Source organism: Micromonospora sp. NPDC047756 (assembly GCF_055587245.1).
The window spans coordinates 573,330-587,273 of sequence record NZ_JBVJGQ010000005.1; the positions used below are offsets into that span (position 1 = coordinate 573,330).

12 protein-coding genes are annotated in these 13,944 nt (G+C 72.0%); 3 read left to right on the forward strand and 9 right to left on the reverse strand.

What is annotated here, in order from left to right; translation table 11 throughout:
- Positions 1-41 precede the first annotated feature (41 nt).
- The 6 genes from ACZ6NZ_RS19340 to ACZ6NZ_RS19365 form a co-directional block, all read right to left on the reverse strand.
- Positions 42-2,297, reverse strand: a complete 2,256-nt coding sequence (locus tag ACZ6NZ_RS19340) for a putative bifunctional diguanylate cyclase/phosphodiesterase (RefSeq protein ID WP_465859397.1) — start codon at positions 2,295-2,297, stop codon at positions 42-44.
- Positions 2,298-2,612: 315 nt separating this feature from the next.
- On the reverse strand, positions 2,613-2,846 hold the full coding sequence (locus ACZ6NZ_RS19345) for a zinc-ribbon domain-containing protein (protein WP_465859398.1): 234 nt from the start codon (positions 2,844-2,846) through the stop codon (positions 2,613-2,615).
- A gap of 172 nt (positions 2,847-3,018) precedes the next feature.
- Positions 3,019-3,888, reverse strand: a complete 870-nt coding sequence (locus tag ACZ6NZ_RS19350) for an SRPBCC domain-containing protein (protein ID WP_465859399.1) — start codon at positions 3,886-3,888, stop codon at positions 3,019-3,021.
- Complete coding sequence (locus tag ACZ6NZ_RS19355; protein ID WP_465859400.1) at positions 3,881-4,438, reverse strand: ArsR/SmtB family transcription factor; 558 nt, start codon at positions 4,436-4,438, stop codon at positions 3,881-3,883. Before ACZ6NZ_RS19355 ends, ACZ6NZ_RS19350 begins: the two co-directional genes overlap by 8 nt.
- Before the next feature lie 102 nt (positions 4,439-4,540).
- A complete protein-coding gene (locus ACZ6NZ_RS19360) occupies positions 4,541-5,884 on the reverse strand; it encodes a class I SAM-dependent methyltransferase (protein WP_465859401.1) in 1,344 nt (447 codons plus the stop codon).
- Positions 5,881-7,278 (reverse strand): FAD-binding oxidoreductase, encoded by a 1,398-nt coding sequence (locus tag ACZ6NZ_RS19365; RefSeq protein ID WP_465859402.1) that lies wholly within the window; start codon positions 7,276-7,278, stop codon positions 5,881-5,883. The genes ACZ6NZ_RS19360 and ACZ6NZ_RS19365 overlap by 4 nt, the downstream gene beginning before the upstream one ends.
- 93 nt (positions 7,279-7,371) lie before the next feature.
- On the opposite strand from ACZ6NZ_RS19365, the gene ACZ6NZ_RS19370 reads away from it, so the two are divergent.
- Together ACZ6NZ_RS19370 and ACZ6NZ_RS19375 are read left to right on the forward strand one after the other, a co-directional pair.
- Positions 7,372-7,842 carry an aminoacyl-tRNA deacylase gene (locus ACZ6NZ_RS19370; protein WP_366610492.1) on the forward strand — a complete coding sequence of 157 codons (471 nt, stop codon included), beginning with the start codon at positions 7,372-7,374 and terminating at the stop codon, positions 7,840-7,842.
- Between the two features lie 64 nt (positions 7,843-7,906).
- Entirely contained in the window at positions 7,907-8,620 is a 714-nt protein-coding gene (locus tag ACZ6NZ_RS19375) for an RICIN domain-containing protein (protein ID WP_465859403.1), read from the forward strand.
- A 48-nt stretch (positions 8,621-8,668) separates the two neighbouring features.
- Here the strand turns inward: ACZ6NZ_RS19375 and ACZ6NZ_RS19380 are convergent, their stop codons facing one another.
- On the reverse strand, positions 8,669-10,024 hold the full coding sequence (locus ACZ6NZ_RS19380) for an MFS transporter (RefSeq protein WP_465859404.1): 1,356 nt from the start codon (positions 10,022-10,024) through the stop codon (positions 8,669-8,671).
- 1 nt (position 10,025) lies between these two features.
- Here ACZ6NZ_RS19380 and ACZ6NZ_RS19385 point away from each other — a divergent pair, with 1 nt between their 5' ends.
- On the forward strand, positions 10,026-11,033 hold the full coding sequence (locus ACZ6NZ_RS19385) for a GlxA family transcriptional regulator (RefSeq protein WP_465859405.1): 1,008 nt from the start codon (positions 10,026-10,028) through the stop codon (positions 11,031-11,033).
- A 465-nt stretch (positions 11,034-11,498) separates the two neighbouring features.
- Here the strand turns inward: ACZ6NZ_RS19385 and ACZ6NZ_RS19390 are convergent, their stop codons facing one another.
- Both ACZ6NZ_RS19390 and ACZ6NZ_RS19395 read right to left on the reverse strand, forming a co-directional pair.
- Positions 11,499-11,963, reverse strand: a complete 465-nt coding sequence (locus ACZ6NZ_RS19390; RefSeq protein ID WP_465859406.1) for a hypothetical protein — start codon at positions 11,961-11,963, stop codon at positions 11,499-11,501.
- Positions 11,964-11,991: 28 nt separating this feature from the next.
- Positions 11,992-13,944, reverse strand: a complete 1,953-nt coding sequence (locus ACZ6NZ_RS19395; RefSeq protein WP_465859407.1) for a VWA domain-containing protein — start codon at positions 13,942-13,944, stop codon at positions 11,992-11,994.

Genomic DNA, 13,944 nt, shown 5'->3' on the forward strand with positions numbered 1-13,944 from the left:
CCCTTCCGGGAACCAGGCTCCTGCCTGCCGCTACGTGAGAGTCAACTCCAATTCTGGCCCACCATGGCGGGGCCGTCCGGCCGCCCGTACAGATAGCCCTGGCCTCGCGGGCAGCCGATCGCGGTGACCGCCTCGTGCTGACGCTCGGTCTCCACCCCCTCGGCGACCACCGCCAGGTCGAACGCGCCGGCCAGGCGGGTGACCATCTCCACCGTCGCGTACGCCCGGTCGTCGGTGCCCAGCCGGGCCACGAACGACCTGTCGATCTTCAGCTCGGTGGCCGGGATGCGGTGCAGATAGCTCAACGACGAGTAGCCGGTGCCGAAGTCGTCGATGGCGATCCGGATGCCCAACTCCCGGAGCTGGTGCAGCCGCTCCAGCACCGCCTCGGTGCCCTCGATCAACGCCGACTCGGTCAACTCCAGGGTCAACGCCCGCGGCGCCAACCCGGCGGCGCTGGTCGCCGCGGTGACCGTGGCGATCAGGTCCGGCCGGCGCAGGTGCGCGGCGGCGATGTTCACCGCGACCGTCGCCTCCGGCATCCGGTCCCGCCAGGTGGCGGCGGCCCGGCACGCCTCGTGGATCACCCACCGGTCGATCGGCAGGATCAGCCCGGTCTCCTCGGCCAACGGCAGGAACCTCGACGGCGGCAACATCCCCAGCCGGGGGTGCCGCCAGCGCACCAGCGCCTCGGCGCTGCGCACCGCGCCGGTGCCCAGGTCGACGATGGGTTGGAACTCCAGGTGCAACTGGTCCTCGTCGACGGCCCGGCGCAGGTCGGCGATCAACTCGGCACGGGAGACGGCCGACTCGCGCAACGCCGCCGTGCACGTACGGTACGCGGACTTCCCGGCCGCCTTGGCCGCGTACATGGCGATGTCGGCGTCGCGCAGCAGGTCGCTGTGGGAGGCGTGCTGCGGGCCGTACTCGGCGATACCGATGCTCGCCGACGGGTGCACCCCGACGTCCTCCTCGTCGTCGGAGGGCCGCAACGCGTCCAGCAGCCGCTCGGCGAGCCGTTCCGGTGACACCGGCCGGTCGCCGTCGACCAGCACGGCGAACTCGTCACCACCGAGCCGGGCGATGGTGCCGTCACCGTTCACGGCAGTGTGCATGCGGGCCGCCAGCCCGGTCAGCAGGGTGTCACCGGTGGCGTGCCCGAACCGGTCGTTGACCTGCTTGAACCCGTCCAGGTCGAGCAGCAGCACCGCCACCGGCCGCCCGTCGCGCAGGGCCAGACGCAACCGCCGGTTGAACAACAGCCGGTTGGGCAGCCCGGTGAGCTGGTCGCCGTACGCGAGCCGGCGCAGCCGGGCCACCAACCGCAGGTTCTCGTTGGCCGCCAGCCCTTGCCGCACGGCGAGGGCGGCCAGCAACACCATCATGGTCACGAACACCAGCTGCGGGGTCTGCCCGGTGGGCCGACGGGCCAGCACCACCGCGATGATCGCCCCACCCACCGGCAGGTACGGCAGCGCCACCCGCCACCAGGGCGGCAGTGGTGACTCGGCGGTGTCGTCGGTGCCGTCGCAGTCCGGTGGCGGCGGGTTCCGGGTGGCCAGGCCGATCAGCAGATAGCTCAACGGCCAGCACAGGTCGATCGGGTGACCGGCGGTGTAGTCGGCACGGGCGACCAGCGACACGTAGACGACGTCGGCGACGACCCGCAGGGTGAGGCTCGCCGCGAGGATCGTCATCGGCCGCCACATCGGCCGGGCCGGCCCGGAGACCGCCACCAGGATGGTGAGCTGCATCAGGTCGAACATCGGGAAGAGCAGCCCCAGCGTGCGCGCCGGATCGGCCAGCTCGGCGGCGGCGACCCCCCGGAAGACCAGCACCCATCCGATCGGCACCAGAGCCAGGGCGACGATCACCCCGTCCAGCAACGTCCGGGCTCGCCCCACCGCGCTCTTCGGTGCCGACGGCGAGCTGAGCAGCGCGGCCGTGCCGGTGAGGATGCCGGCGGTGAAGACCACCCCGACCACCGGCGTGTGCGGCAGGTCATCGCCGACGAGCCGCTGCACCGTCCAGATCGCCCGACCCATCGCGGCCAGCCCCATGGTGAGAGCGAGCAGCGTCCAGAACCGGCGCAGCGGCGGCGGATGACGACGGGCCACCCCGACGCACGCGACCGTCGCCCAACCGGCGACAAGCATCGCGCCGATGTCGCTGACCAGCGCGGCACCGGGCAACGCGGCGAACAGCCAGCCCGCCTCCAGCAGGATGACAGCAGCCGCGACGAAAGCACCGGCGGGGTTCAACGCCCCCGCAGCCTGCCTTCCGTCCTGTCGGGACACGGTCGCTCCGGCTCTTTCGTCGTACGTGCACCCTCGGCGGCGCCGGTCCACGGCAAACCCCGAAAGCCTAACCAGCGCCCAGAAACGCCGCCACAGCCGAACGTTCACCCCGCTGCGGCTCCGGCCTGCCGTCAGCGGCCCGCAGATCGGTTCCAGGGTGAGCGGGGCAGCGCGGTGCCGGCCAACGGACGGCGTGCGCGGCGGCGTCTGCGCCGACCGGGGGTGCAGGGCGGGCGGGCAACGGTGTGCACCGCCACGTCGACCGAGGACGTGTGTCGGCCGATCAACCAGCAGAGGAAGCGTTCCATCGTCGGATCAGCCGACCGGGAGGCGCTCGGCGTCGGACCTGGCAATCTCGTACTCCGCCCCGCAGAACGTGCACTGCTGCGCGTACCGGGTGCGAATCGGGATGAGCGGAATGAAGAAGAGGGTGAATTTCGTCGAACGGCGGGTGATCACCTGGGCGGCCTGGTTGCCGCAGTGGCGGCAGACCTGCTGCATGACACCGGACCGGTCGACCTTGGTACGCAGACCAAAGATGAAGAACATCGCCAGCCAGTACCCACCCAACCGCGAAAAGTCACCAGATCCCGCCGGTGGAGTCACACGATCTGCTCAAGTACGGGGAAACTGCTGCCTCCCGCGTGGCTGGAGGCAGCAGTTTCCCCGATGTTGCTCGGCTCTTGGGTTCGCGTGACGGTGGCGTGGGCGGACGTGCGACTCAGTTGGTCGGCGCGGGCTCCAGGCCGGGGATCTCCTCGGAGAGCCAGATCGGCTGCCAGTTCGGCATCTCGTGGAAGCGGCGCAGCTCGAACAGCCCGGCAACCGACCCGCTCCAGGCCCCGTACGGCGGGTTGGCCTCGTCGAAGCCGCTCTGCACGAAGGTCAGCGTGGTCTTGCCGCCGGACTCGGCCAGCTCCCAGCTCGTCACGCCGGTCGGTCCCCAGTCGACGGACATCCGGCGACCGGGTTCCAGGTCGACGACCTTCGCCGCGTAACCGGTCTCGAAGCCGCCCATGGCGTACCGGCCGCCGACCCAGGGCTCGATGCCGATCGGGTAGCCGAACCACGCGCTGGCCTGCTCGGAGTCGGTCAGCGACTCCCACACCTTGTCGGCGGGGGCGGCGATGACCAGCTCGCCCCGCAGGTCGGCGGAGGTGAAGTCGGTGCGGGGCAGCAGTGGCTTGCCCTCCAGGTGCGCGGCCAGGTTGGCGATGGACAGCGCCCAGTACGTCTGGAGCACGCCCCGGATGGTGGAGCCGCTCATCGCCTCGGCGAAGTCGAAGTGGCTCTGGATCAGGGTGAGCACCGTGCTGTCGGTGCCCTCGGCGGTCAACTGGAACTCGGTGGTGGTCTCCACGCCGTCGAGCAGCCAGCCGAAGCGCAGCGTGTCGTCGTCGGCGTGCAGCAGCCGCTGGTGCGGGGCGTCGCCTTCGGGCGTGTAACGGCCCCAGAACTCGTACCGCCGGGGCAGCTCGATCTCGGCGTGCTCGGCCAGCCAGAGACGCAGCTCGGCCGGGTCGGTCAGGGCCTGGCGGACGCGCCCGACGGGCGCGGAGAGACGGGCCTGGACCTTCATCGGCTCACTCATTGTCGTTTCCCTTCGGATAGCAGGCGACGGCCAGCTTGAAGGCATCCCCTTCGCTGCCGCCGTAGCGAATGAACAGGTCTTGAAGCGCGGTTTGCAGGTCGTGCAGGAACTGCTGACGCTGCTCGGCCGGCACCCGGATCTCGCCGGAGACGCCGATCGAGGGCAGCTCGGGTGCCGCCCGGTCCAGGCCGGCGATGTCGGCCTGGACCTCCTCCATCAGGTCGAGCAGGTAGCCCAGGCTCAGTTCGTCGCGGGCCCGGCGCAGGCCGATCCGGCCGACGAGTCGCGGCGAGAGCCAGTAGGAGCGGGCGGCGGCCTGGTAGATGCCTTCGGTGATGCCGCGGACCTTGCGTTCGTTGACCAGCTCGACGAGGCCGGCCGCGACGAGCTGCTTGACGTGGTAGTAGACGCGCTGTGGCGTCTGGTCGAGTCGGGCCGCGACCTCGGTGCAGGTGCGCGGTTCGGCCAGTTGCCGCAGCACCTCGACGCGATGCGGCTTGAGCAGGACTTCGGCCTGCTCGATCTGCTCCAGGTACAGGACGTCTCTCATGACAAAACCAGTTTGTACGTACAAAATTTGTTTGTCAATCGCTTCGCGAGAAGCCGCGCCGACTTTCTCTCGACGCGGCTTCAGGCGACGGTCAGCGGGTGATCAGGGCAACCAGTCCGGTCGCAGCGGGTAGCCACTCACGCCGTTCGGGCCGTTGTGGGTGGCCAGCACCTGGTGCAACTGAATGCCGTTGCGCTCGAACGCCATCCGCGACCCGGCCATGTAGAGCCCCCACACCCGGGCGGTGCCCGCGCCCACCTCCGAGACGCAGAAGTCCCAGTGCTCGACCAGGTTGCGACACCAGGCGGCCAGCGTCAGCGCGTAGTGCTGGCGCAGGTTCTCCTCGTGGTGCACCTCGAACCCGGCGTCGTGCACCTCACTGACCAGTCGACCCGGACCGGCCAGCTCACCGTCCGGGAAGACGTACCGGTCGATGAACGCTCCCGAGCGGTGCGGCGCGCGGTTGTCCGCGCGGGTGATGCAGTGGTTGAGCAGCCGCCCACCGTGGCGCAGCCGGGTGCGCAGCGCCCCGAAGTAGGTCGGGTAGTTACGCACCCCGATGTGCTCGGTCAGCCCGATCGAGGAGATGGCGTCGAACTGCTCGGCCGGCGCGTCCCGGTAGTCGAGGTATCGCACCTCCGCCAGCTCGGTCAACCCCTCCCGCTCGATCGCGGCCTGCGCCCACTGCGCCTGCGCCTTCGACAGGGTCACCCCGAGCGCCTTGACGCCGTACTCGCGGGCCGCGTGCCGCACCATGCCGCCCCAGCCGCACCCGACATCCAGCAGCCGCATCCCCTTCTTCAGCGCCAGCTTGCCGGCGACCAGGTCGTACTTCGCCGCCTGGGCCTGCTCCAACGTGTCGTCCAGAGACCGGAACACCGCGCAGGTGTACGTCATCGACGGGCCGAGAACCTTCTCGTAGAAGGCGTTCGACACGTCGTAGTGGTGCGAAATGGCCGTGCTGTCCCGCACCCGCGAGTGCCGCAGCCCGTTCACCACCCGCTTCCAGCGGGGCTGCGCCTCCTGCGGCGGCGCCGGCGGCGGCATCAGCCGCTCCCAGCCCAGCCCACGGACCAGCGCCAACCCCTCCGCCAGCGACGGTGGGCGTAACCGCAGCTCGTCCTTGAGCACCCGCAACGCCTCGTACGGGTCACCCGGGTGCACGCCCTGCAACGCCAGGTCGCCACTGACGTACGCCCGGGCCATGCCCAGGTCGCCGGGCGCGGTGAGCAGGTACGACAGCCCACGCTCAGTTTGGATCGCCAGGGTGATGCCGGCGTCGGACGGGCCGACGGCGCTGCCGTCGTACCCGGTGATCCGCACCGGCAACGGCCCCGTGGTGACCGCGCGAACGACATCCGCGACGGTCGGACCCGTGTGCCGGCCCCCCGCCGGCGGGGTGGCGGGGACGCTCGCCGCCCCCTGATCTCTGTCGGTCAGGCTCATGCTCGTGCTACCGCCTTTTCGTACAGTCCCGTCAGCCGGTGGTCCGGGTCGTAGCGGTCTTTCACCGCGCGCCACGTGTCGCCGCCGTAGAGGCGATCGAAGGCGTCCCGGTCGTAGTACGCATCGGAGTAGAGCGACTTGTGCCCGCCCGACTCCGACACCCTGCGTTCGATCGTGCGGTTGACGTCGCCGTCGGCGGCGCCCGGCGCGATCGGCACGCTCCCCCAGAACCCGATGTTGACGTAGTCCTGCCCGGGCCGAAGCGGATACAGCGGCCAGGACCGCGCCGAACCGGGCCCCGCCGGCTCACGCAGTCGCAACGGACACAGCCACACCGGGTTCATCCCCACCCTGCCTGCGAACCAGCGCAGGAAGTCGGCCGTACGGTCCAGCGGGATCTCCACGTCCTGCACGACCCGCTCCCGGGCCGGTTGCCCGCGCAGCCGGTCGATCCGGGCCGCCACCTGGTGGCGGTGCTCCAGCCGGACCAGTCGGTGGTAGAAGTCGCTGCGCCGGTAACGCGCCGGCCAGAGCCTGCGCACCACCGGGTGCTGCGCGCCGAACGCCGACGAGCACCAGAACCAGTCGGTGTCCCAGCGCCACAGATAGTCGTACGCGGTGAGCACGTCGCGGGTGCGCTGGCGCAGCGAGCGGTAGTAGATCGACTGACCGGTGTAGTCGCTGGGCGGGTCGGCCCCGTCGGTGAACGTGGCGAAGACCAGGTACGCCTCGCCGGGGCTGAACATCACCCCGTCCATCGCGTCCACCGGTTCGCCGGCCCAGGACCGGGTGGCGGTCACCTCCGCGATCGCGTCGGTCAGCGCCTCCAGTTGGGTGAACCGGACGTTGCGCAACGACACGTACCGGCCGACCGGTTGCAGCTCGATGCGCAGCCGGGTGGCGTAGCCGAGGCTGCCCAGCGAGTTGGGGAACGCGGTGAACAGGTCGGCGTGCTCGCCGTCGGGTCGGGCGGTGACGATCTCGCCGGAGCCGGTGAGCACGTCCAGCTCCTGGACGGACTCGTGCGGCAGGCCGTTGCGGAACGAGGTCGACTCGATGCCGAGGCCGGTCACCGCGCCGCCCAGCGTGATGGTGCGCAACTGCGGCACCACCAGCGGCATCAGGCCGTGCGGCAGCGTCGCGTCGACCAGATCCTCGTAGGTGCACATGCCCTGCACGTCGGCGGTGCGGCCGGTCGGATCGACCGACAGCACGCCGTTCAGGCCACTCACGTCGAGCCCCGGAGTCCGGGGAGCGGACCGGGGGCGGAACAGGTTGGAGGTGCGTTTGGCCAGCCGGACAGGCTCGCCCGTGGGCACCGCGGCGTACGACCGTCGCAGCGTGTCCACCGCTTGATCATGGTCAATGGGGTGATCCACACGCTCAGCGCGCATGTGATCACCTTACGCTCGCCTCTTGGAAACCGTGGGATGTCGGCGGTGGCAGTTTCCCGTCCGGTGGCAGGCCCGACGGCTACCGTGGCGGGCATGCCATCGCCAGCGATCACCGCCCTGGACGCCGCCCAACTGCCGTATCGGCTGGTCAGCCACGGTGCCGTCGGCAGCCTCGCGGAGGCCGCCGCCGCCCGGGGCGTGAGCGTCCCCGACGTGGTCAAGACGATTGTGGTCCGGCGCGGCGAAGACGATCACCTGTTCGTGCTCACCCCCGGCGACCGGGTCATCTCCTGGCCCAAGCTTCGCGCCCTGCTCGGGGTGCACCGGCTCTCCATGCCGGACGCGGCGGGCGCACTGGCCGCCACCGGCTACGAACGCGGCACCATCACCCCGTTCGGCGCGAGCACCGCCTGGCCGGTGGTCGCCGACGAGCGACTGCGCGGCCGGGAGATCACCCTGGGGGCCGGCGAGCGGGGTCTCGCCATCGCGATCGACGCCGACACCGCGATCGCCGCCCTCGACGCCACGGTGGCCGACGTCACCGACGAGCAGCCCACCCGCTGAGCCTCGCCGCCCCCCGCACCGCCGGGCTGGCTCCGGCGCGACGTCGTGGGTGAGGATGGCGCGTATGTCCGCGCCCGAGGAACGCCCCGACCCCGCCGGCACCGTCTACGGCGGGCACCGGGCACCGCGCTCCGGCCCGCTGGCCGATCCGCTGCTGCGCGTCGCGGCGGCGGTCGGGGCCGTCGGCGTACTCCTGGGGGTCGTCTTCGCCACCGGGCTGCTCGACGGTGACGACGAGCCTTCCGTGCCGGCATCGGTCGGTACGCCGTCCAGCGCGGCGCAGCCCAGCGAGCCGGCCGGCGAGCCGAGCCCGACCGCGCCGGCCGAGCCGTCACCCACCCCGTCGGCCAGCACGCCGGCCGCACCGCCCACCGGGCCCCGGGTGCTGCGCGCCGCCTCGGGCCTCTGCCTGGGGCTCGACGGTGACGGCAAGGAGGCCAAGGCCGAGTTGGCCGTGTGCACCGGCACCCCGGAGCAGCAGTGGGTGGTCAGCCCGGCCGGCACGGGTGTGCTGACGTTGACCAACGCCGCGTACGGGCAGTGCCTCGACGTCGAGGGTGGCAGTCAGGACGACGGCGCGCGGTTGCTGCAGTTCCCCTGCCACGGTGGGGCCAACCAGCAGTGGCGGTTCGGCGGGACCGGCACCAGCGCGGTCCTGCTCATCGCCGCGCACAGCAACAGGTGCGCCCAGGCCGACGACGACGCCGTGGAGGCGGGCGACGACATCCGGCAGCGACAGTGCGACGGCCGGCCGGCCCAGCAGTGGACCCTGAGCTGACCGGCCGACGCGTCGCACGTCCCGTGCGGCCGTCAGGTTCAGCGCGGGTCAACCCCGGAAGCTCCACGCCCTGGGCGCGGTCGCGGCCAGCAGCACGGCCTCCGGCACCGCTCGGCCCGGTCGGCGGCGCAACAGCAACGACAGCCCGGCGGCCCCGATCGACAGCGCGCCCGCCACGTACCAGGCCATCGCGTAGTCGCCCAGCCGGTCCCGGACCAGGCCCGCGCCGGTGGCGGCGGCCGCCGCGCCCAGTTGGTGCGCGGCGAACACCCAGCCGAACACCACAGCGCCCGCGCCACCGAAGTACTCCCGGCACAGCGCCACCGTCGGCGGCACCGTGGCCACCCAGTCCAGGCCGTAGAAGACGATGAACACCAACATGCTCGGCTCGGCCGTGCCGGAGAAGAGGCTCGGCAGCACCAGCAGGGACAACCCGCGTAGCGCGTAGTACAGGCCGAGCAGCAGCCGGCTGTCCACCCGGTCAGTGAGCCAGCCGGAGGCGATGGTGCCGACGATGTCGAAGAGTCCCACCAGGGCGAGCAACCCGGCCGCCGTGGTCTGGGCCATGCCGTGGTCGTGCGCGGCCGGCACGAAGTGGGTACCGACCAGGCCGTTGGTGGTCGCCCCGCAGATCGCGAAGCCTCCGGCCAGCAGCCAGAACGGTCGGGTCCGGGCCGCGGTGGCCAGCGCGCCGAGCGCTCGGGTCGCCGCGCCGCCGGTCGCCGGCGGCGCCGCGACGACCTCGGTCGCCCCGTAGGCGGGCAGACCGAGATCCGCCGGGTGCTCGCGCAAAAGCCACACCACCAGGGGTACGACCGCCAGCGCCGCCACGGCCACCACGAGTGCGGCGGTACGCCAGCCGTGATCGCGTACCAGGATGGCGATCAGTGGCAGGAACACCAGTTGCCCGGCCGCCCCGCCGGCGGTCAGCACTCCGGTGACCAGGCCCCGCCGGTGCACGAACCAACGGCCGGTGACGGTGGCCACGAACGCCAGCGCCATCGAGCCGGTGCCCAGCCCGACCAGCACGCCCCAGCAGAGCAGAAGCTGCCAACTGGCGGTCATGAAGACCGTCAGACCGCTGCCCGCGGCGACCAGCAGCAACGCCACCGAGACCACCCGGCGGATGCCGAACCGGTCCATCAGGGCGGCCGCGAACGGCGCGGTCAGCCCGTAGAGCAGCAGGTTGACCGAGACGGCCGCGGAGATCGTGGCCAGCGGCCAGCCGAACTCCTCGTGCAGTGGGTGCAGCAGCACCGACGGGGTGGCGCGGAAGCCGGCCGCGCCGACCAGCGCCACGAAGGCGACGGCGGCGACCAGCCAGGCGGGATGCAGACGGCGGTTCTTGGTCACCGGCCAAGTCTGAGCCGGTCCACCCACCTCGACGAGTGGCCGGAAAGCCATCATGCGCAATAATCGGGCCATGACCGTTCGCCCGCACCGGATCGCCGTGCTCGCCCTGCACCAGGTGGTCGGCCTGGACCTCGGCACCCCGTCCCAGGTCTTCAGCACGGCCCGGGCCGCCGACGGGACACCCTTCTACGACGTCCGGGTGTGCACCCCTGACGGGCAGCCCGTACGCAGCACGGCCGGCTTCCAGGTGCTCCCCGACCACGGGCTGGAGTTGCTCGACACCGTCGACACGGTGATCGTCCCCGGCATTCACGACGGCACCGTCCTGTCCTCGGGCACCGTGAAGCCGGAGGTGACCGAGGCGCTGCGCGCGGCGTACGACCGGGGTGCCCGCATCATGTCGATCTGCACCGGAGCGTTCGTGCTCGCCGCCGCCGGACTCCTCGACGGGCGGCGGGCGACCACCCACTGGGCGTACGCCGAGCAGTTCCGCCGCCTGCACGACCGGGTGGACCTTGACCCGGGCGTGCTCTTCATCGCCGACGACCGGGTGCTCACCTCGGCCGGAGTCGCCGCCGGCATCGACCTCTGCCTGCACGTCATCCGCCTCGACCACGGCAGCGAGGTGGCCAACCGGGCGGCCCGCCGCTGCGTCATGCCGCCGTGGCGCGACGGCGGTCAGGCGCAGTACATCGAGCAGCCGGTACCCAAGGCGACCGACACCAGCACGGCGGGCACCCGGGAGTGGGCGCGGCAGCGGCTGCACGAACCGATCGCGCTACGCGACCTGGCCGAGCAGGCACGGATGAGCGTGCGCACCTTCACCCGACGCTTCCGGTCGGAGACCGGCCTGAGCCCGGCGCAGTGGCTGCTGCACCAGCGCACCGACCACGCGCGACTGCTGCTGGAGACGACCGACCTCACCGTCGACCAGATCGCCCACCGCTGCGGTTTCGGCACCACCGCCGCCCTACGTCAACAACTGCACCAACGCATCGGCGTGGCCCCGTCCACCTACCGCCGCACCTTCCACCCCCGCCCCGAACCAGCCAAACCCTGACCCCACCCCACCCCACCCCACGCCATGCCCCGGCCCCGGGCCTGCACCCGCGCGCTGCACCCCCAAGCCCCACACCCCACACCGCACCCCACGCCCCACGCCCCACGCCCCACGCCCCACGCCCCACGCCCCACGCCCGCGATCTTGCACTTTCGGTCGTTTGTATGCGCGGTATGCCCCAATAGCGGGGACAGTAAGTGCAAGATCGCGTAGAGCAGGAGCACGGGGCAGGGCTCGCTCGGGGCGGGGCGGGGCGGGGCGGGGCGGGGCGGGGCGGGGCAGCACTACTTGAGAGCGTGATGTCTGTGGGTCATCAAGATGACTCACAGACATCACGCTCAACAGACCACGGCACCCCACGCCGGGTCACACTGATCAGCCGCCGCCCGGCCCGCCGCCGCTTCAACAGACCACGGCGCCCCGCGCCGGGTCACAGTGATCAGCAGCCGCCCGGACCGCCGCCGCTCAGGAGCGGAGCAGGTGCAGTTGGGACTGATGCTTCGGCAGGTGCACCCGGGTGTGCAGGTCCAGGGTGCGGGACCAGGGCAGTGGCTCGTCGACGACGAGGTCGAAGCCCTCGCGGAGGTGCGTCTCGACCGGGGTCTCCGCGGCCAGGCCGAGCTGGTCGACCAGCCCGCACAGCCGGTCGCTGGTGCCGTGCAGCAGCGCGGTCAGGCCACGCAGGCCACCCTGCTCGGCGGCGAGCGCGTCGAGCTGCGGGCGGTGCACGTCCTCCTCCAACTCGTAGTACGCGAACGGCGACCCGGCCAGCAACGCCTCCGTGGCGTGGATCATCAGCTCGTCGTTGGCGACCAGATGCGCGACGATCTGTTCGGCAGTGAGCTGCCCCTCCGGGGCCGGACCGAACCCGCCGGCGTCGACCTCCGCTAACAGGGCACCGTAGGCCCGCCGCAATCCCCCGCTCTCCATCCCCCCAGTCAACCCGCCGCGGCGGGAGTTAGCGGCGGGATTGGCGGGAGCGGAGGTAGTCGCTGACCACGTACTCGCCCAGGTCGTCGGTGTCCGGCGTGAACATGCGACCCCGACTGCGGCGGGCCACCGCGTCGACGAAGCGTCGCAGGCCCGGGTCGTCACCGAGCATGAACAGGTTGAGCGTGGCACCGTAACGGCTCAGCCGGTCCACCTCACGGACCGTCGCCTCGATCGTCTCCGGCAGCGGCGGCCAGTGGAAGAGCGCCTCCCCGTCGTCCGGGTCAAGGTGCGCCGTCGGCTCGCCGTCGGTGACCACCAACACGATCGGCTCGGCGTCCGGGTGCCGGCGCAGGTGCCGGCCCGCCAACCGCAGCGCGTGCTGGAGGTTGGTGCCCTGCTCCATGTCCGGCTCCACGGCCGCCAACTCCTGCTGGGTGAGCGTCATCGCCTCCCGGCCGAAGCCCACGATCTGCAGCGCGTCCTGTGGGAAGCGCGTCTCCATCAGGTGCGCCAACGCCAGCGCCGTCTGCTTCATCGGCCCCCAACGACCCTGCGAGATCATCGAGTACGACAGGTCGACGCAGAGCACCACAGCGGCCGAGGCGCGCCTCTCGGTCTCCACCACCTCGAAGTCGTCCACCGCGAGCTGCACCGGGACCGTCGGCCCGGCCCGACTGACCGCCCGGGTCAACGTGCGGACCACGTCCAACGGTTGCTCGTCGCCGTACTGCCATGGCCTGGACGCGCCGCTGACCTCGCCCGCCGCACCGGCCGAGCGCAGGTCGTGCTGGCCACGCGGCCCGGCGGTCAGCTCGGCGAAGACCTGCCGCAGCGCGGTCCCGCCGAGTCGGCGCAGCGCCTTCGGGCTCAGGGTGAGCCCCTCCGCGTCCCGGCTGACCCAACCCTGGCGGCGCAACTCCCGCTCCAGGTCACGCAGCCGGCGAACGTCGTCGGCCGCGTCCCGGCCCAGCGTGCGCGCCACCGCGTCGACGTCCACGTCGTCGAGGGTCGCCCCCGGGTGTTCCTGGTCGAGCTGGTCCAACAGGTCGTCCAGGTCGCCGATCTCACCCAGCGCGCCGGCCGCGTCGGCGTAGTCCAGCGGCTGGTCGCCGCGGACCCGCTCGCCCCGCCCCCAGCGCAGATCGGGTCGCAGCGCGCGCAGGTTCGCGTCGAGCGCGGACAACTCCCCCGCGAGGCGGTCGCCGAGCGACTGCTGCATGAGACCGGTCAGCTCGGCACGCTGCCGCTCGGAGAGCGAGTTCATCAGCCGCTCACCGGCCGCCGCCCGGCGGGCCAGCACGTCGATCAACTCGTCGACGTTCGCCGGCTTCTCCGGGAAGAAGTCGCCATGTCGGCGCATGAACTCCGCGAACGCGTCGGTGGTGTCCTCCGCGCGACCGTGCCGGGCCAGCAGGTCGTTCAGATCGCCCATCATCTCGGCGAGCCGCTGCTGGGCGGCCGGGTCGGCGGAGGCGCGCACCGCGTCGCGCATCCCGGCGAAGCGCTGGCCGAGCACGTCGTCGCGGAGTTGGTCGAGAATCTGCTGGTACGCGCGGCGGGCATCGTCGCTGGCCCACCGGTAGCCGGACAGCTCCTCCACCGCCCGCGCCGTCGAGCGCGGCAGATTGTCCAGCACCGCCTCGGCGAACCGCGCGGCGTCGTCGTCGCGGCCCCGCAGCTCGTCCCGCTCCGCGGCGAGGGCCTGGTCGAGCAGGGCCTGGGCCCGGGTCACCGCCCCGTCCAGGTCGCCCCTGCGCAGCGCCTCCCGGCGCAGCCGTCGAGCCCGGGCGGCCAGGTCGTCCAGGCCACCCCGTCCCTGCGGGCCACGGCGCAGCAGATCACGCAGCGCTTCCCGCAGGCTGCCGCCGGCCAGCACCTCGGCACCGACCGCGTCCACCGCCTCGCGCACGTCGTACGGGGGTGCGAGCGGGTCGGGCCCGCCGTTCCACTGCCCGTAACGGAACCGGTTACCGGCCAC